Raw genomic sequence first — 18,303 nt, 5'->3', positions numbered from 1 at the left:
AACAATGAAATTACCGTTGAATTTTTTGATTTCACTGAGGTTTGCTTTCTTGTTTCTGCAACTCCTCAAAATATTTTCGGATTAACGATTCAAAGTCTTTCGTATACTTTTCATTCAACGCTTTCAATAAATCCTGCTGCAATTTATTTTTTCCTTCCAGCGACTGCATATCAAGTTCTATCGGCGAAGGTCGTGCAGTAACATTACTTTGTTCCGCGCGTCTTCGTTTTTCGTAATCTTTTTCTCGCAACGAACGCTGCGAATCCAAAAGTCTCGATAAAATTCTCTCCTGCTTGCGAAGTGTTTCGGGATTAACAGTTCCTTGCTCCATATCGCGCACTACTTCCTGCATTTCTTTTGCAATATAATCCAAATCGCCAAGAAGTCTGCTCATTTCATCGGAGCGTTTCGATTCTCCCGCAAGTTCCTGCAACGATTTTTGCAACCCGGATTGTTGCTGTGCAAGTTTCGACATTGCCGCAGCTTGTTCCATTGACATTCCGTTTCCTTGTCCCAACGCTCCTTGCGTTCCTTCGTTGATTCCCTGTTGTTGAGAAGCCATTTGTCCCATCGCTTGCATCATTCCCTGCATTCCCATTCCACCGCCTCCGCTTCCTTGCATTCCTTGTAACGATTTTTGCATCATCGCCGCGGCGCGATTAAGTGAACCCATTGCGGCGTTTTGTTGCTGCGTAGACGATTGCGCATTTCTCGCTTCCATTCCATTCATTGCCGATTCCATTTGTTTCATAGCATCGCCAAGTGTTTTTCCCATTTCCGGTGAAATGGAAAACGATTTTTTCCCAAGTTCCGAAAGAGCATTGGCAATATTCTGAACATCATTATTCATCGCATATTGTTTCTGCGCATTTTCCCGAAAACGCGGAGAGTTATATTCCAATTGCTGTGTTTCATTTTTCAATTGTTCCTGATTTTTGGAAACTGCCAGAACATTTTCCAACTGCTTTTGCATTTCTCGAACGATTTGTTGCTGTTGTTTGGAGCGCATTTCTTTTTGCGCCTGTTGCAATTCGGAAAGAAATTGTTCCAACGATTGCCGCGCTTGCTGCTGACTTTGTTGCGCTTGCTGTTGTTGTCCGCTTTTCATTTGCTGCTGCGCATTCTTCATCTGTTGTTGCGGATTATTTTTTTCGAAATGTTCATTCGCCTGTTCCATTTTATCCGCAGGCATTTCGTCGGCGAGTTCTTCCATTTTTTCTGCAAGTTCTTTTGCTTCCTGCTCCAACTTATCCGTTTGTTTTTCCAAATCGCTTTGCTGTTTCGAAAGTTCATTCAATTTTTCTTTCGAACTGTTTTGCGTTTCCTCTTGTAATTTTTTTTGTTGTTTGATTGCCTCTTCTGTACGTTTGATGAGTTCGTCCAATTTTTGCTCCATCGCCATTCGCTTCAGCAATTCCAACATTCGTTCTAGTGCTTTCCGAAATTGTTCTTCGTTCATCGAAAAATTTTTCATCGCTTCTTTCATTTGCTCTGGAGAAAGCGGCTGATGCTGCTGTTGCAATTTTTTCAGTAACTCACGAAATTCCGGCGAATCGAGTTCTTTCATCATTTTTTGCAACTCATCATACTTTTGCATCGTTTGTGGCGAGAGTAATTGATGCTGTTCCGCTTGCTTCATCTGTTGCGCGGCGGTTGCGACTTTTTGTTTGACTTCGTCATATTTTTTCGCCAACTCTTCCGCTTTTTTCTTTTGCAACCAATCCACTTTATCGGGACGTTTTTTCAATTCCTGCTGAAGTTTCTCCAGTTCTTTTCGTAACTGCTGCGCTTGTTGCGATGCGCTCGAAAGCGATTCGAGTGTTTCATTCTGTTGCTGTTCCGCTTCTGCAAATACTTCATCGAGCGAAGGCAAACGCAATAAATACGTTTGGCTCTTTCCCGATTTCGGTCCCGAAACATTATCGTTGTCGAATACTTCGATATAATACATAAGCACATCTTCCGGCGCAAGGTTGCGTCCGGTAAAATTCCAACGATATGGAAATTCCCGTTGCTTTACAGAAGAAGAGAATGGAATTGGAATGAAGTGAAAATTTTCCTCCGACGCAGAATATTTCGAATGAACAAGTTTTTGCGCAAGGTGTAATTTCGTAAAACCGAAATCATCGCTCAACCGAAAAAGCATTTCGAGTTGCATTGATTCATCTGCGTCTATATTTTTCCCAGGAACAATGATTGCTGCCGTTGGAATTTCATCGGGAATCACCGTAAGACGATATTCAATCGGGTTATCATTGAAAAGTTTGTCCACATCTTCAATGCGGAAATGATAATTTTGTGTTGCAAACAAAAGAAATGATACTTCCGCTTTTTTCCTATTGATTTTCAAAGGAACCGTACTCGAATCTGAAAAGAGGAGAGTTGCGTGTTGTAATTCTTTGCTCGATGTTAGTTCAAACGAGATGTTCGTTCCTTTGTATTCTGCAACATCGCCAACATTTTCTTCCAGTTCTTTCTTTGGAAGTTTCGTATAACGCGGCGGTGTTACGTTTATCCGAAACGAACGAATCAGCGGCTTATCTACAACTGTAATTACATACTCATCGCTTCGCACATCGTGAAATTCTGCAAAGTAAAACGTCGGCGATTTTACGACGGAAAATTCGGAAGTGAACATTCCGTTGGCATTTGCTCTGAGAATTTGTGATTCATAATTCACCTGTCCTTGCAGACGTTTGAACAAGGTAAGTGTTTTTCTTTCGAAACTGGTAAAAGAAATTTCCCGTTGTTCGATGGAAACAGTTATCGGAATACTTTCGCCGCGCACGATTTCTTTATTTCCAGGTTCAATGCGTATGACAAATTGGGGCGGCGCATCGTACGTTTGTTGAAAATGTAGGATGCGTGTAAATGCGGAAAGAAAACTTGTTGGCGATGAAAGAAAAAGTACGCAAACAAGCGCAAGCGAGAGATAAAATTGTTTGCGGATTTTTTTCAGTTTGGTTGTATCAATACACCGAAGAAAATTGACCGATTGCACTTCTTGATACAAATCGTTCAGGGATGCATCAATGAGCAAGGGAGAATAGAGAGCAGAAATTTGTTTCCGCTCTTGAATTAATTGCAGCGCATTGTAAAGTTTGTCTCTTATTTGCGGGAAAAAACTTCCGATTTGTTCTGCAAGCAGTTCTTCATTTTTATTTTCTGCAATGTTTAGCATTCGAAGCAGTGGCGGAAAGAAAAATTTTATCGCTATGGCAAGAATAATGACAAGCGCAGAAAAAAAGAAGATACCGCGAATGATTGTTCCGAAATGAAATAATTCTTCGAGCAGCGATACGACCGCGATCGAACATACAGACGTAATTAACAAGAGGAACAAACCGAACAAAAAAACAGTTTGGTTTTCTTTCTTGCGAACATCAATAATCCGTTGAAGAAAAATTGTATGTATGTGCGAATAATCCATCAGTGAACTATGTTATTGACGGAAGAAGAACAATATGAAAAGCATCATCGTTCCGTAACCGACCGAAAACCCATTCCGGCTAAATCAAATCCATCGCTCCAGCGTTTTTGCTCGATAATATCGCCGATGCGGTTGAACAATCGCGATTGCGTTTTCCACACGTAAAAATCTTCCGTGGTGTTCTGCGATTGTTCAACTTTTACTTCGTTCAGCGTAAGACGAACAACTTTTCGTTTTTCGCGCGGTGTTGCTTGCACTTCGCTGATTGCGGCGCTGACAAATATTCCGCTAACGTTGAGATATGTCAGAACGTCTTTTTTCACGACTAAATTCATCAGCAAGGAATCGCTTTTAATCGTGAACTGTTCCACGATGAGCCGCAGTTTTATTTCTTCTTCTGCTTCAAAAAGAAATTCCGCCGGCTCCGTGCGTATTGTTGAAAGTTTTTTTCTCTCGTCGTACGAATAATCTTTTAACGGAACGCGAACGGTAAATCGTGCAGCGACGCTGTCTAAAAACTGAAAATATTCTTTGTGACGTTTCGTTTTTTTGTATTCCGTCCACGAAGCATAATTTGTTCCTGCTATACGAAACGCAAAATCGCTTGCGTTCACGTTGAATTGCGGCACAGGCGCTTTTGCTTTCGGTTGAGCAAAGGGGAGTGAAACACATACAATGAAAATCAATTGTACGAAAAATAATTGTCGGTAAAAGGTACTCATATAAAAATTCCTTGATATTTTCTTTCCAAAAGAAAAGAATTAATAAATTGAATACAAAATTTTTATGTCTTCATAAAGTGGAGTATATTCACGTTCAAATTTTCAAAGAAATTATGGTAAAATTTATTGCGCTCTATCGAAAGCCACAAAACGTAAAAGAATTCGACGAACATTACGATTCCATCCACACACCCTTAGTGCTGAAAATGCCTGGACTTCGGAAACTCGAAATCACGCGCATTAGCGGTGCGCCGATTGGTGATAGCAAATATTATCTTCACGCCGAAATGTATTTCGATTCGATAGACGCAATGAACGCTTCTAACGCATCTCCCGAAGGACGCGCCACAGCAAAAGATTTGATGAGTTTTGCCTCAGATTTGGTTACGCTGTTCTACGGAGAAGTGGAAGAAAAATAAATTCTGACGCAACGTTTATTTTTTTGTGGAGTTTATCATTTTAAAACATGAACTCCATTTTTTTAAAGAACAAATTATCACAATGCAATTATGGGAAAAAAATATTCCGGAAAATCATTCACCGCATTTCATTTTAAAACTATCCTCTATGAAAAAAATGATTGGCTTGCTACGATAACACTCAATCGTCCAGAAGTGTACAATGCCATCAATCTGCAAATGCTCCGCGAACTTTCCGAAGCATTTGAAGATGTTGCGTGGGATAATAATATTGCCGTTGCAATTCTCACAGGCGCAGGAACAAAAGCATTTTGCACCGGAGCCGATATGAAAGAATGGAACGAAGATTTTCTCGATGCATCCGATGATTTTTACAAATGGATGGGAGTGTTTCTCGAAACGTTTGAACGATTGCGCAACATCGGAAAGCCAACAATTGCGCGCTTGAACGGAATTGTAGTCGGCGGCGGAAACGAATTGCAAATGTCTTGCGATATAGCAATTGCCGCAAATGATATTTTTTTCAAGCACGTAGGAACGTCGCGAGGAAGTGTTCCTGCGGCAGGCGCAACACAATGGCTTCCGCTTATTATCGGAGAACGACGTGCGCGTCAAATGATTTTGCTCGGAGAAGAAATTCCGGCAAAACAAGCGTTCGATTGGGGACTTGTGAATCAAATTGTTCCTCGAAAAAAACTTGATGCCGCAACGAAGGAAATGGCGAAAACGTTATTCAACAAACTTCCCGAATGTTCGCGGTACGCAAAAGAGCAACTGAATTTCTGGAAAAATTTTTCGTGGTCGCTTACTGTTGGACATCTGCGCGATTGGCTAACGGTTCATACTTCTGCGGCGGAAATTAAAGAAGGAATTTCTGCATTCAACGAAAAACGAGCGATTGATTATAAAAAAGTCCGAAAATGGAAAGAAAAATAATTCATCTGAATAACTGATGTTAAACAAACCTCTTTAGAGTACAACTATGGAAATACTATTCCAAAATTTCTTACTATGAAACAAATTCCCAAAAATAATTTCAAAATTTTGAAATTGTGATTTGTTGAGAATTTCGTGTTTAGATTTTAGAATTTTAACAACTCTGCATAACATCAGTCAATATATCTTCATTCTGATACATAGAAAGAGATACTTATAGTTGTAATTACTAACCTCATCAAATTTCCCACCACGCTTTTTCTTTCCCTTTTTGATATTTGTATTTTGAATTTATACACAAATAACTTTTACTTAACACAGTTTTTTTTAGGGTGTCACAGAAAAACTTTTCGAGTTTTTTTACATACGGACAAATTTATTTGAAGTAGTTTTTACTTGAGTAATTTTCAAATAACAATCTATTTTATTAACATCATTATCGAAATGCTAATATTATGTACACTACAAAAATATTGAATCAAAACTTATTTATGAATACACTCGCGCTTTTATGCGCGATAGTATTTTATTCTAATAGTATCTTTGCACAAACCACTGATTATATTTGGGCGAAAAGTGCGGGTGAAGGTAATGATGGTAATGGAAACAGTGTAACAATTGACGGGAGCGGAAGTTGTGGAATTTAGCGGCGGAGGATTTGATTTGGTTGAAATACTCAGCGCATACGATGCTGTTCTTATTCTCGATAGTATTTTTACCGGAAAATATCCAACAGGAACTATCAAAAGAAGATTTTCAAAATATATTTTCGCTCTCTCCGCATCATCTTGGTATTCCCGAAGCATTGCGTATGATGGATGTTCTCGAACTTTCTTTTCCAAAACATTTTTGCGCGCTTGCGATGAAAGTCGAAAACCCGTATAACTTTGGCGAAGGATTAAGCGATGCTGTTGTAAACGCGCTCCAGCAATTTGTTGAACGTGCAGAGCGAGTGTTACAACGATGGAAAGAACAATTTGCCGTATAATTTTTTACAGAGACCATTGAAACGTTTTTTACTTTGCTAAAAGATTTTTTTATTGAGCGCAAATTTTGAGAGAAACTCTTGTTCATTACAACGTATGCACGAACTTTCGCTTGCACAGAATATCGTAGAAATCATACATCAACACGTTCACGAAAACGATTTGCATAATGTTACGAATGTGAAAACTGTTGTTGGCGAATGTTCGGGAGTTGCCGCAGAATCATTAGCGTTTTCTTTTTCCGTCATCGTGAATAATACACCATTGAACAACGCGAACCTCGTCATTCAAAAAATTCCGTTTGAAGTGTATTGCAATGTGTGTAAAAAAAAATCTTCCAATGAATTCGGGATGAATGTTTGCTCTTTCTGCGCAAGCACGAATTGTGAAATTCTCTCGGGGACGGAAATGAACATTGTAGAAATCGAAATGTTTGAACAAACGAAAAAAAACGTATGAGTGTTATTACCATTGAACGAAAAATTCTTGAAAAAAATGATGAACTTGCACAACAAAACCGCAAGTTGTTTGAGGCAAACAACATTTTTGTCATCAACATCATCAGTTCTCCGGGTTCGGGAAAAACAAGTATTCTTGAAAAGTCATTGGAATATTGGAAAGGAAGTATTTCCGTGAGTGTAATAGAAGGAGATGTACAAACCGATTTCGATGCGCAACGAATTGCAAAACACCATATTCCCGTTGTGCAAATCGTCACCAACGGCGCGTGCCATCTTGATGCGAAATTGATTCAGGATGCGCTGAAAAATATTTCTTTTGAAACGACAGAATTGCTTATCATCGAACATGTCGGAAATCTTGTTTGTCCTGCGGCGTACGATTTAGGAGAAACGTTCAAAGTCGTCGTCGTCAGTGTAACCGAAGGCGAAGACAAACCTTTGAAATATCCTGCAATATTTCGTACCGCAGCGGTTTTGCTCATCAACAAAACGGATTTGCTTCCGCATTTGCAATTCGATATTACATTGCTGAAAAACAATGCGTTGCGCATCAATCCGAGACTGTTGGTGTTTGAAATTTCGTGCATGAACAACAAGGGAATTTCCCAATGGTGCGAATGGCTTCGTTCAAAGATTGTTAAGAAATGAAGCAACGAATTCATATTGAAATCAACGGCGCAGTGCAAGGAGTGGGCTTTCGTCCGTTCGTTTTTCGACTTGCAAACGAAATGCACATCAAAGGATGGGTAAAAAATTCTTCGCAAGGTGTTCTTATCGAAGCAGAACAAGCACGTGGAACGTTGGAATTATTCTTGAAGCGACTTGTCGAAGAAAAACCACCGCTTTCAATAATTCAACATATTTCATCAACAATTGTAGCGCCGAACAATTTCACAGATTTTCAAATTCTTTCAAGCGAAACAGATAACGAAAAAACTGCGCTAATGCTTCCCGATATTGCAACGTGCAACGATTGTCTGAAAGAAATGTTCGATGAAACGAACAGAAGATTTTTGTATCCTTTTACGAATTGCACAAATTGCGGTCCTCGATTTACTATTATGGAATCGCTTCCGTACGACAGAAGCAATACAACGATGAAACTTTTTACGATGTGCGGAGAATGTGCAAACGAATACCATAATCCTCTCGACAGAAGATTTCATGCGCAACCCAATGCGTGCGCACGTTGTGGACCGCATACGGAAGTATGGAATGAAAACGGAACACTCGTCGCTTCTCACCACGATGCGATTGTTCAAACTGCAGAAGAAATCCGAAATGGAAAAATAGTTGCACTGAAAGGACTCGGAGGATTTCATCTCATTGTTGACGCAAGAAATGACGATGCAGTTCAGCGTTTACGAAAACGAAAACATCGTGAAGAAAAACCATTGGCGCTGATGTTTCCTACGCTCGAAGAAATAAAAAATGAATGTGTCGTTTCTGAATATGAAGAAAAAATTCTTACGTCGCATCAATCACCGATTGTTTTGTTGAAGCGTGTAGCGTTCAACAAACTGCAATCAACAATTTCAAAAGCAGTTGCTCCGAACAATCCGTATCTCGGTGTTATGCTTCCTTACACGCCGCTTCATCATCTTTTGATGAGGGAGATAGAATTTCCCGTTGTTGCAACAAGCGGAAATATTTCCGATGAACCGATTTGCATTGATGAACATGAAGCGCTGTTGCGCTTGAACAATATTGCCGATGTTTTTCTTGTACATAATCGCCCCATCATTCGCTATGTTGACGATTCCGTTGTGCGCGTTGTTGCGGGAAAAGAAATGCTCATTCGACGTTCGCGCGGATTTGCTCCGCTTCCAATATTCATCGAAACCCAATGCGAGGATTCTTTTCTTTCTGTTGGTGCGCATTTGAAAAATACCGTAGCAATTTCAAAGAAGCATAACATTTTCATCAGTCAACACATCGGCGATTTAGAAACGTTGCAGGCAACAAAAGCATTTGCGAACGTCATTGAAAGTTTTCAAAGATTGTACGAAACATCGCCGACAACGTATATTTGTGATTTGCATCCCGATTATTTTTCAACGAAATTTGTGGTGAAAAAAAACTCGAACATAGTAAAAATTCAGCATCATTACGCGCATATTCTTTCGTGTATGGCAGAACATCATTTGCGCGGAAATGTTCTCGGCGTAGCGTGGGACGGAACTGGTTTCGGAACTGATGAAACAATTTGGGGAGGAGAATTTTTATGCGCCAATGAAAAGAGTTTTGCACGAGTTGCAACATTCAAACAATTTCGCCTTCCTGGAGGAGAGCAAGCGATAAAAGAACCGCGAAGAACAGCAATCGGAGTATTGGCAGAATTGTTCGGTGAAAAAGTTTTTTCAATGAAGGAAATTTCTTCCGTCGCATCGTTCACAGAAATAGAGAAAGAACTTTTGAAGAATATGCTTTTGCGAAAAATACACTCGCCGATAACAACAAGCGTTGGGAGATTATTCGATGCGGTTGCATCAATACTTGGAATTCGACAACGCGCAAATTTTGAAGGACAAGCCGCAATGGAATTAGAATGTCTTGCTGATTGTGCATTGCATTGCGTTGAATACTATAACGTTGAAACGCTCACAGCAAATACCAAATCACACATCATTATTGATTGGTCGCAAATCATTCTTTCTGTTCTTGACGATGTGAATAGGAATATTCCCGTTGGAATGATTGCTTCAAAATTTCATAACACACTCGTAGAGATAATTGTTGAACTTGCAAAACGATTCGACGAACAGAGAATCGTTTTAAGCGGCGGATGTTTTCAAAATACAATTTTATTGGAACGAGCAATCCATCGTTTGCAAGAAGAACATTTCGAACCATATTGGCATCAAAAAATTCCGACAAACGACGGAGGAATTTCGCTCGGTCAAATGTATTATGCAATGAATAATCAATAATCTGAAATCTGAAATCGAAAATGTGTCTCGCAATTCCAGGAAAAATTGAAAGCATCACGAACGACGAACCGTTGCAACGAACAGGAAAAGTAAATTTCAGCGGAATAATAAAAGAAGTAAATCTTTCGTATGTTCCTGATGCAACGGTTGATGATTTTGTGATTGTTCACGTAGGATTTGCTATCAGCAAAGTAGATAAAGACGAAGCAAACCGCGTGTTCGAATATTTGAAAGAAATAGATGAGTTGAAAGAACTGAATGAACGAGATATATGAAATACATTGACGAATACCGCGACGCAAAATGCGCGAAACAATTTTCTCAAAAAATTTTTGACATAACAACGCGCGCATGGTCGCTGATGGAAATTTGCGGTGGTCAAACACACGCGATTGTGAAATTCGGTATTGATGAATTGCTTCCGAAAAAAATTTCTCTCGTTCATGGTCCCGGTTGTCCCGTATGCGTTACTCCCGTTGAATTGATAGAAAAAGCAATCACCATCGCATCGCGAAACGATGTCATCTTTTGTTCCTTCGGCGATATGCTGCGTGTTCCCGGAAAAAAAATGGATTTATTTTCCGTGAAAGCGAATGGCGGTGATGTACGCATTGTGTATTCGCCAATGGATGCTGTAAAAATTGCAATGGAAAATCCTGCACAGTACATAGTTTTTTTTGCTGTAGGGTTTGAAACAACCGCTCCCGCAAATGCGATGGCAGTGTTTGACGCGAAAAAGAAGAATGTTGCTAACTTTTCAATGCTGGTTTCGCACGTGCTCGTTCCTCCTGCGATGGAAGCAATTTTATCATCGTCGCAGAATACGGTTCAGGGATTTCTTGCGGCGGGACACGTATGCACGGTGATGGGATTTGAAGAATATATTCCACTTGCAAAAAAATATCACGTTCCAATTGTTGTAACGGGATTTGAACCGCTTGATATTCTTCAAGGAATTTATTTGTGCATTAAGCAATTGGAAGAACGCCGCGCGGAAGTGGAAAATCAATATGCGCGTTCTGTGAGAAGAACAGGAAATATTCCGGCGCAGGAATTAGTTCGCGAAGTTTTTGAAATTGTTCATCGCAAGTGGCGCGGCATTGGTGAAATTCCTTCCAGTGGATTAGGATTGAAAAAAGAATATGAAATGTTCGACGCAGAAAAAATATTTGAACTCGAAAATATTGTTGTGCAAGAAAGTGAACATTGCATCGCAGGATTAGTTTTGCAAGGTATTAAAAAACCGAAGGAATGTTCAGTATTCGGAACATTATGCACGCCGGAACATCCGCTTGGTGCGCCGATGGTTTCCAGTGAAGGCGCGTGTGCGGCGTATTTTCAGTACCGAAGAATTGCGTTATAAAACGTTTTCGATGGCGCGCTGTTTTTGGGCAATAACAACTAAATCCTTCGATGCGGATTCGGAATAATTTTCAAGTGAAAGTCCGCCGTAGAATTGTATTTCGGAAAATTTTTCGCCGGAGGAAGTTGAACTATCGGAAAGCAAGGAATGAATTTCTTTTTTTTTGATAGGATATAATTCAACAGAAGAAAGCGAAGAAATTATTTTGCCTGCGTTTTTTTTTAGTATTAAAACATTGAATCGTACAGTGGAAGAAAGAAAGTCGTAGAAACGCACAAATATTTTTCCGTTCAATTTTTTCACGTTTTGCACGCGCTCATTTTTTGCAAGAATGCGGTCATAATTCAATAAGTGAAGGATGAGTACGCCATTCGGTTTTAAGAGAGAAATAAAATTCTGCAACGCATGTTGTTGTTCTTTTTCCGTTAGACAATGGGGGAAGGAATTTCCTAAGCAACATACTGCATCAACACGAGTGGATATTGTTTGCGAAAGTTGTTGAAATGAAGATTTGATAAACGTTATCGAGACTTTGTATTGCTTCGCGTGGTTTTCTGCAATGCGCAGCATTTCTTGAGAAACATCTGCGGCGATAACATTCACTCCAAGTTGCGAAAGTACCAACGAATGAAATCCCGTTCCGCATCCTGCATCAATGGCTGATGTAATATTATAGCGTTGGACGAGTGAACGAAAAATGTCTATCTCGCGCGACCATCGTTTTTTTGGTTCTGTGAATGTATTGTAATCGGAAGCAAGTTGCGCATAAAAATCTTCAATGGTTTTCGTTTCTGTCATTTTCGCTGTTGTTACTTGTTGATTTCTTTCGGCGCTTCTCCTCTATTGTGTTGATACAATGACGATTCGATATTGGGAAATCGCTGTAAATATTCTTCCTGGGAAATCTTGTTTTGCCATTGGTTCGCGAGCATTGCGGCGAATGTCATTGCTGCAAATATTCCAACCACAAGTACGCCGAAAAGAACGTTCGAAACACGGTTGTTCGTAAAATGTGTTTTCACTTCCAACGTATTTTTTACGGGACACACTTCAACACATTCGAGACAACTTGTACATTCGTCGCTCCACACCGTATTTCCTTTGTGAACGTTTATTGATGCGGGACAAACTTTTGTGCATAACTCACAATCAATACACGAAGATTTGCTGCGGAAAATTTTTACGGGACTTAACCAACTCAACATTCCTAACAATGCGCCGTACGGGCATAAATAGCGGCACCAAAAATTTTTTATGAACAACGAAAAAAACATCAGCACCACAATTGTCCATAATGCAAACGATGTAATGTTGGCAAAGAACAAATACATTTTCACGTCCGCCATTTTGTTATATGGACTATAAATAAAATCGGCTAAACTTTGAACATCCATTTGCCAAATCGAATACACGAAAAACAACAATAATACATACTTTAGAGAACGCAATGGATAATCGAGCCATCGGGTTACTCGCGCATTTCTCCCGAATATTGTCTCACCGATTCTCCACAGCGATTCGCTCAATGTTCCAACGGGACAAAGCCAACTGCAAAATGCTTTTTTCAGGAATAAACTTACTGCGAGAATTGCAAGGAGAATAAAAATGGATGCGGGGTGTATTTCGTTGATGCTACCAGTGGCAAACCAATATTTCAAACTCATCAATGCGCTGATGGGAAGAAATCCTTCAACTCCTGGAGGGCGATATGACGAACCTTCCATTCCGTTTGACATCCCCCATTGCATAAAGAAATAAAATTCAATTCCTATCCACACGCATAAAAGCGCAAATGCAAATTGAATTGTTGAACGAAGGAATTGAGAATCTTGACTAAGTTTTACAAAACATCGTTTTGCAAAATGCTGCTCTTGTGATAATTGAATTTTCTTGCGGAGAAGTTCTCGGGGAATTTTCCGCACGCCTCGTTTTTGATTCGATGAAATTACAGTTTGGGCAACATTTCGAGATACATTTTCTTTTGTAAATATCGTTGGAAATATTTTTGAAAATGCATCATTATTTTCCCCTACATTATCGCTTTGACGCATATTTGTTATTCGTGAAAATAAATATCTGTTTGCTTTGAGAAATTTGAGTTGAATCCATCACATTTTGTATGATGAAATTCTTCACGAGTAACTATATGCAAAAACTATACCATTGAAGAGTATTTTATCCTATTACTAAGAAACTCCCACTTTATTCTTGAAATACAGGTTTCTTCATTTCTTTCGACAACTGCATAATATTTTTTGATGTGAGCATCCTATGTATTTCATCGCGCAAATCTCCCCACTTATTATGCACAGCACAAGGATTCTCTCCCCCACATTGAGAAAATCCTAAAACGCAATTTTCCATGAAATTTGCTCCATCAATTGCCTCAATAATATGAAAAAGCGTAATTTCTTTGGCGGCTTTTCCAAGAGTGAACCCACCGGTTGGTCCTTTTAAGGAAACCAATATTCCTTTTCTGGATAAATCTTGAAATATTTTTGCCAAAAAATGATACGGGATATTCAATTTTTCTGCTAATTCTTTTGCTGGTACCATTTCTTTTGGCGGTTTTGTAGCAAGAAAAAGAATGGCTTGTAATGCATATTCACATTGGCGGCTAAAGAGAAGACTCATAGAATTTCAATTAGTGATAAAATTTCTCTCAAAATACAAAATTTTGTTTTCAAAAAAATTTTTTACTTTCGGGAATTTCTATGGCTTCACAAATTTTTTTCAAAATTTCGTTTGATGAATATGACTTTTGAACAAAATCATTTACGCCTGATTTGAAATACTCAGATTTCTTATGGGCGCGATGTAACCGCTTGCAAAAATTGTTTTAATTTTCGGATTGAAATCTCTCATTTTCAAGAATGCTTCCCATCCTCCAAGTTTTGGTAATCCTAAATCGCTCAACACAAGCAAAATGGTATGAGCATTTTTGCAATAAATCGAAACGGCTCCTTCTCCATCCTTTTGATAAATTTTTTCGGGATTTCCTTTTGTTCGTTTCAGTAATGATGAATGTCCTAAAAATAATGGTAAGTATATTATTCAAATCGTACGCAATTCCTCCCGCTATCGTTCCAACGCTCTCTAATTTTTGCGCTTGTCGGAATTGTTTTTCCAGTGTCTTTTTCCCAGTTACGTCAATAATGAATCCGTGCGTTTGAATTAATTCTCCTTGCTCATTGATATGCCGACTTCGTTTTCGATAACGTGAATATTGTTCCCGTCGCATCGTATCAGTTCCAGTTTTGTATTTTCTATTTTCTTTTCTTTTCGAATGATGTCCAGGATGCTTTCGCGTTGTTTCTTGTCGAGGAAAAAATCTTTCAGATTGCATTTCATGGTTATGCTGAAACAAAAAAATCCGATAAATCGGAATAAAACCAAAGAATCATTGATGATTCTTTTTTCGTCCAGCAAGACCGTTTACGGTCTTGTAAGAAAGCCATCAACTCATGTGAAACACCGCCTTTAAAATCAAAAAAACCTTGAAGGTTATTCTTGAAGCGCGTCGCTTTTTTCCTTATTCATATTTACTTTCGTTGTAAAATCCCGAAACAATACCTTTCGCTCGTTTGATAAATCTTCAATCGTTTTTTTTTGCAGAACTTCTACAAATTTATTTTGCGCTTCTTGCCAAACAGGATGCACGGAACACCAAGACGTTATGGAACATTCGCGTGGTCCGATGATGCATTTGTTAAAATAGATAGGACCTTCAGTAATTTCAATAATATCGTATACGGTTATTGAAGAGGGGGGTTTTGCCAATGCAATTCCTCCACGAATTCCACGTTTCGATTTCAGAAGTTTTCCGCGAATCAATTGCTGAATGATTTTCCGAACAAATGACTCCGGAATTCTTTCTTCCTGGACGATTTGAGCGATTGTTGATAATTCATCTTTCTGCGATACTAAATTTATCATTGTTTGAATTGCATATTCACCGCTGCGGCTTAATTGAAACATATTATTTAATTCTTGTTGTTGAAAATGTAAAAGAGAAGCGAGAGAAAAATACTCGCGAATTGATGAAAAAAAAATTTTTATTAATTCCCATACCAATAATTTACACTCCTGCGGTATTCTATCGGAGTGTTGATATTCATTAGCGTATGTTCTGCTACAGAAGGGAATAGAGTATTAAGCGAAAGCACATACGTATTGAGTTTTCGCAAGAATCTCAGCACAGAAAATTCGCTCTTGAAAAGACATTGTTCGAGCGTAGCAACACAAGTTCGTTGATATAATCCGCAAAGTGGTTGAATAATTCTTCCTTGTGATACAATGATGACATCACCGTTTGAATGAATATTCGTGATGTATTGAATTACTTCGGGAGTAATGTATGGCAAATCGCACGATACAACAAAAATATTTTCCGACGACGAATGAGCAAACGCCGAATGAATTCCCCCTAACGGTCCGCAACATTTATACACATCGGGAAATACGGGCAATTGTAATTCCGTATAACACTCACCATTGTCAGAAATAATTATCACATTGTGAAAAACCTGTTTCATCGCATCTGCAACACATTGCAATAACGTTCTATTTCCTAAGGAAAGAAGCGCTTTGTCACTACCCATTCGCAAACTTTTTCCGCCGGCAAGTATAATCCCTGTTATGTCTGTTCGCTGTTGCATCGAAAAAATATTATCCGCCAATTCCTATCATAGATTGTTGCTGAAGTTGCACGAGTTCATGTTCTTCGGGATGTTTTTCCCATTTAGAAAGCACGGAAGAACGAATCAGCATTTCCAGTTCATTCATTGTCGCACCATTGCGCAATGGAGTTTTTACATCAATACCGCTTTGGGCAAATAAACAGTTTCGAATGATTCCCATTGCAGAAATTCGCAAGCGATTACAATCGCTGCAAAAATGGTCGCTCATGGTTGTAATAAATCCAATCGTCGCATTGCTATTATCCACCGAAAATTCTTTTGCCGGTCCTGGAAGAATTTGTTCGTTCCATTTTGGAACTAAGGTAAATTGTGTTTCAATGATTTGTTTCATTTCGAGAAATGAAACAAATCTTCCGTGGTTCCAACCATTTCCTAAAAAAGGCATAAATTCGATAAAGCGAACATTGAGCGAAAGCGATTTCGCAAACGCTACAAAATCCAGTAATTCATCATCGTTGAAATTGCGCATTACGACAGTATTGATTTTTACTTCTTCAAATCCGGCAAGAATTGCTGATTCAATACCTCGCAGAACTTCGTTGAACGATGCTCGTTTCGTAACGTGTTCAAACCGCCGTTGCTGAAGTGTATCAAGTGAAATATTGAGTTGTTGAATTCCGCTGTGTTTCAGTGCAGAACTTTTTTCTGTAAGCAAAACGCCGTTCGTTGTAAGTGCAAGCGAACGAAGTCCGACAATGGAAGAGAGAGAAGCGCATAATGTTTCTAAGCCATCGCGCAATAACGGTTCGCCTCCGGTAATCCGTATTTTTTTTATTCCCAATGTAACAAAAATGCGCGCAAGCAATTCTATTTCTTCAAAGGAAAGAATTTCTTCGCGTCGCTGAACTTTTATTCCTTCGGAAGGAACACAATATCGGCAATGAAGATTGCAACGGTCAGTAACAGAGACGCGTAAATACTCGTGATTTCTTCCGAATAAATCTACCAGCGGCATTATTTTTTTCGTTCGTCGAGAATATCGTTTACCCAACTCATTGCCGCCATCATCGAAGGTAAACCAATGGTAGGAAGCGCAAGCAAAGCAACGTGTCGAATTTCATCGGGAGATGCGCCGGCATTGAGCGCTTTGCGCGTATGCGAGTGAACTGCGCCTTCCAATTTCCCGCCAACGGAAATAGCGAGTTTGATAAGCGCACGTGTTTTCTCATTTAACGGACCTGCAGAATGAACTGCTTTTCCTAATGCTTCGTATGCGTGGATTACCTCAGGAAAATCTTTAGAAAATTTTTTGTATTGTTTTGGAATGTTGCTCATCGGCGTATGATTATCTATGAAATTTGATGTAAGTGATTTTCAATTGGTTCGGTAATAAAAATATATTCCCTTAACTTAAAAAAAACTCGATAAGATTTACGGAAAATTTATGAATGTAACAACTTCAATAACGAGAAATACATTTCGAAAGGACATTCATCTTCACTGCGCTTAAAACAAAAACCTTCGGTACTTTCATTACAATTTTCACAGATAATCGGACGCAATACATCAAGATACTCACTTAATGCATCACATTCCATAACGTTGACAATTTTTACCATTTCCGGTAAGTAGCAAAACATCGGACATTCGATTTCTCTTTCACATCGTAAGTTTCGACTTTCGAAAAACACATTGCACGCAAACTGTTACACGGAGCGCCTCCGCGTATTGACTCATGCCGTTCATTACTCTTAACAAAGCATTCTATTGTTCTATTGTTGCAAAATCTCGTTTCAGTTGTTCATATTCTTCTTGGGAAAGAACTTGCTTCACCATTGGAAAAAGAACATTATTCTCTTTTGCGATATGCGTAGTAGAGAGTTCGACGATAAAAATTGATGAACGCACTAAATCGGAAATGGAACGACCGGTAATTTTTCCTTCTTCGGCATTGTGAACTAATTGCAACAATTGCGAAAATGCCGCCCATAACTCCCTGTGTTCGTTGCGCATCGCTGAGGAAGGTCCGCTTACATGTTTTTCCAACAATGGAAGAAGAAATCGTTCTTCCTTCTCGTCGTGTTTGCGCATTTCAGTTCCGATGTACCGTATCGTTTTGGCAATTTTTTCAAACGCTTCGGCAGAAAAACCGTTCACTTTAATGGACATTGCCGCATTGTTTAAAATATTCAGTTGCTTCAAAGCGTCATCGTGTTCTTTGACTAATGTTTCAATCGGATCGCTATGAAAACTCATCACACTGCTATAATAATTTCCGCTTCGTTGTATCTCTGAAAATGCCGTGTTCATACATCTTCAATGATAATGGCATCTTCAAAAAGTGTACCAAGTGAACATCTTGTTGACAAAATACGTTATGCTTGTATTTTTTTAAAACAACATATTTTGCTTTTTG

19 protein-coding genes are annotated in these 18,303 nt (G+C 39.0%); 8 read left to right on the top strand and 11 right to left on the bottom strand.

All coding sequences use genetic code 11. The features are described from left to right. Positions 1 to 31: 31 nt before the first annotated feature. Positions 32 to 3,430 carry a hypothetical protein gene (locus FJ218_00165; GenBank protein MBM4165337.1) on the bottom strand — a complete coding sequence of 1,133 codons (3,399 nt, stop codon included), beginning with the start codon at positions 3,428 to 3,430 and terminating at the stop codon, positions 32 to 34. 44 nt (positions 3,431 to 3,474) lie between these two features. After that, positions 3,475 to 4,152 (bottom strand): hypothetical protein, encoded by a 678-nt coding sequence (locus FJ218_00160; GenBank protein MBM4165336.1) that lies wholly within the window; start codon positions 4,150 to 4,152, stop codon positions 3,475 to 3,477. Between the two features lie 113 nt (positions 4,153 to 4,265). Here FJ218_00160 and FJ218_00155 point away from each other — a divergent pair, with 113 nt between their 5' ends. The 8 genes from FJ218_00155 (at position 4,266) to hypD (ending at position 11,247) form a co-directional block, all read left to right on the top strand. Then, positions 4,266 to 4,571 carry an EthD family reductase gene (locus FJ218_00155; protein MBM4165335.1) on the top strand — a complete coding sequence of 102 codons (306 nt, stop codon included), beginning with the start codon at positions 4,266 to 4,268 and terminating at the stop codon, positions 4,569 to 4,571. A 90-nt stretch (positions 4,572 to 4,661) separates the two neighbouring features. Further along, complete coding sequence (locus tag FJ218_00150) at positions 4,662 to 5,507, top strand: enoyl-CoA hydratase/isomerase family protein (GenBank protein MBM4165334.1); 846 nt, start codon at positions 4,662 to 4,664, stop codon at positions 5,505 to 5,507. Between the two features lie 688 nt (positions 5,508 to 6,195). Further along, a complete protein-coding gene (locus FJ218_00145) occupies positions 6,196 to 6,495 on the top strand; it encodes a hypothetical protein (protein ID MBM4165333.1) in 300 nt (99 codons plus the stop codon). A 94-nt stretch (positions 6,496 to 6,589) separates the two neighbouring features. Beyond that, positions 6,590 to 6,952, top strand: coding sequence for a hydrogenase maturation nickel metallochaperone HypA (gene hypA / locus FJ218_00140; GenBank protein ID MBM4165332.1), 363 nt, complete (start codon positions 6,590 to 6,592; stop codon positions 6,950 to 6,952). Further along, the gene (hypB, locus tag FJ218_00135) at positions 6,949 to 7,602 is read left to right on the top strand and encodes a hydrogenase nickel incorporation protein HypB (GenBank protein MBM4165331.1); all 654 of its coding nucleotides are present in this window, start codon (positions 6,949 to 6,951) and stop codon (positions 7,600 to 7,602) included. The genes hypA and hypB overlap by 4 nt, the downstream gene beginning before the upstream one ends. Further along, positions 7,599 to 9,884 (top strand): carbamoyltransferase HypF, encoded by a 2,286-nt coding sequence (hypF, locus tag FJ218_00130; protein ID MBM4165330.1) that lies wholly within the window; start codon positions 7,599 to 7,601, stop codon positions 9,882 to 9,884. The genes hypB and hypF overlap by 4 nt, the downstream gene beginning before the upstream one ends. A 20-nt stretch (positions 9,885 to 9,904) precedes the next feature. Continuing rightward, positions 9,905 to 10,159: a HypC/HybG/HupF family hydrogenase formation chaperone gene (locus FJ218_00125; GenBank protein ID MBM4165329.1), complete on the top strand. Its 255-nt coding sequence runs from the start codon at positions 9,905 to 9,907 to the stop codon at positions 10,157 to 10,159. After that, positions 10,156 to 11,247, top strand: a complete 1,092-nt coding sequence (hypD, locus tag FJ218_00120) for a hydrogenase formation protein HypD (protein MBM4165328.1) — start codon at positions 10,156 to 10,158, stop codon at positions 11,245 to 11,247. Before FJ218_00125 ends, hypD begins: the two co-directional genes overlap by 4 nt. Here the strand turns inward: hypD and FJ218_00115 are convergent. The 9 genes from FJ218_00115 to FJ218_00075 all read right to left on the bottom strand — a co-directional run bounded on the left by FJ218_00115 (position 11,242) and on the right by FJ218_00075 (position 18,197). After that, positions 11,242 to 12,045 carry a class I SAM-dependent methyltransferase gene (locus FJ218_00115; GenBank protein MBM4165327.1) on the bottom strand — a complete coding sequence of 268 codons (804 nt, stop codon included), beginning with the start codon at positions 12,043 to 12,045 and terminating at the stop codon, positions 11,242 to 11,244. The genes hypD and FJ218_00115 overlap by 6 nt on opposite strands. 11 nt (positions 12,046 to 12,056) lie before the next feature. Further along, positions 12,057 to 13,298 (bottom strand): 4Fe-4S binding protein, encoded by a 1,242-nt coding sequence (locus FJ218_00110; protein ID MBM4165326.1) that lies wholly within the window; start codon positions 13,296 to 13,298, stop codon positions 12,057 to 12,059. 151 nt (positions 13,299 to 13,449) lie between these two features. Then, a complete protein-coding gene (locus tag FJ218_00105; GenBank protein ID MBM4165325.1) occupies positions 13,450 to 13,881 on the bottom strand; it encodes an Rrf2 family transcriptional regulator in 432 nt (143 codons plus the stop codon). 205 nt (positions 13,882 to 14,086) lie between these two features. Next, positions 14,087 to 14,593 (bottom strand): hypothetical protein, encoded by a 507-nt coding sequence (locus FJ218_00100; GenBank protein ID MBM4165324.1) that lies wholly within the window; start codon positions 14,591 to 14,593, stop codon positions 14,087 to 14,089. A gap of 158 nt (positions 14,594 to 14,751) precedes the next feature. Beyond that, positions 14,752 to 15,225, bottom strand: a complete 474-nt coding sequence (locus FJ218_00095; GenBank protein MBM4165323.1) for an Rrf2 family transcriptional regulator — start codon at positions 15,223 to 15,225, stop codon at positions 14,752 to 14,754. An 80-nt stretch (positions 15,226 to 15,305) separates the two neighbouring features. Further along, a complete protein-coding gene (locus FJ218_00090; GenBank protein ID MBM4165322.1) occupies positions 15,306 to 15,926 on the bottom strand; it encodes a molybdenum cofactor guanylyltransferase in 621 nt (206 codons plus the stop codon). Further along, positions 15,916 to 16,902, bottom strand: coding sequence for a GTP 3',8-cyclase MoaA (gene moaA / locus FJ218_00085; GenBank protein MBM4165321.1), 987 nt, complete (start codon positions 16,900 to 16,902; stop codon positions 15,916 to 15,918). The genes FJ218_00090 and moaA overlap by 11 nt, the downstream gene beginning before the upstream one ends. After that, positions 16,902 to 17,222 carry a carboxymuconolactone decarboxylase family protein gene (locus tag FJ218_00080; GenBank protein ID MBM4165320.1) on the bottom strand — a complete coding sequence of 107 codons (321 nt, stop codon included), beginning with the start codon at positions 17,220 to 17,222 and terminating at the stop codon, positions 16,902 to 16,904. Before FJ218_00080 ends, moaA begins: the two co-directional genes overlap by 1 nt. Positions 17,223 to 17,651: 429 nt before the next feature. Further along, positions 17,652 to 18,197, bottom strand: a complete 546-nt coding sequence (locus FJ218_00075; protein MBM4165319.1) for a hemerythrin domain-containing protein — start codon at positions 18,195 to 18,197, stop codon at positions 17,652 to 17,654. Between the last annotated feature and the right edge of the window lie 106 nt (positions 18,198 to 18,303).

The organism is Ignavibacteria bacterium (assembly GCA_016873775.1).
Lineage (GTDB): Bacteria > Bacteroidota > Ignavibacteria > UBA10030 > F1-140-MAGs086 > JAGXRH01.
Note: the sequence above shows the minus strand (reverse complement) of the source record. Positions and strands in the feature narration are given on the sequence as shown.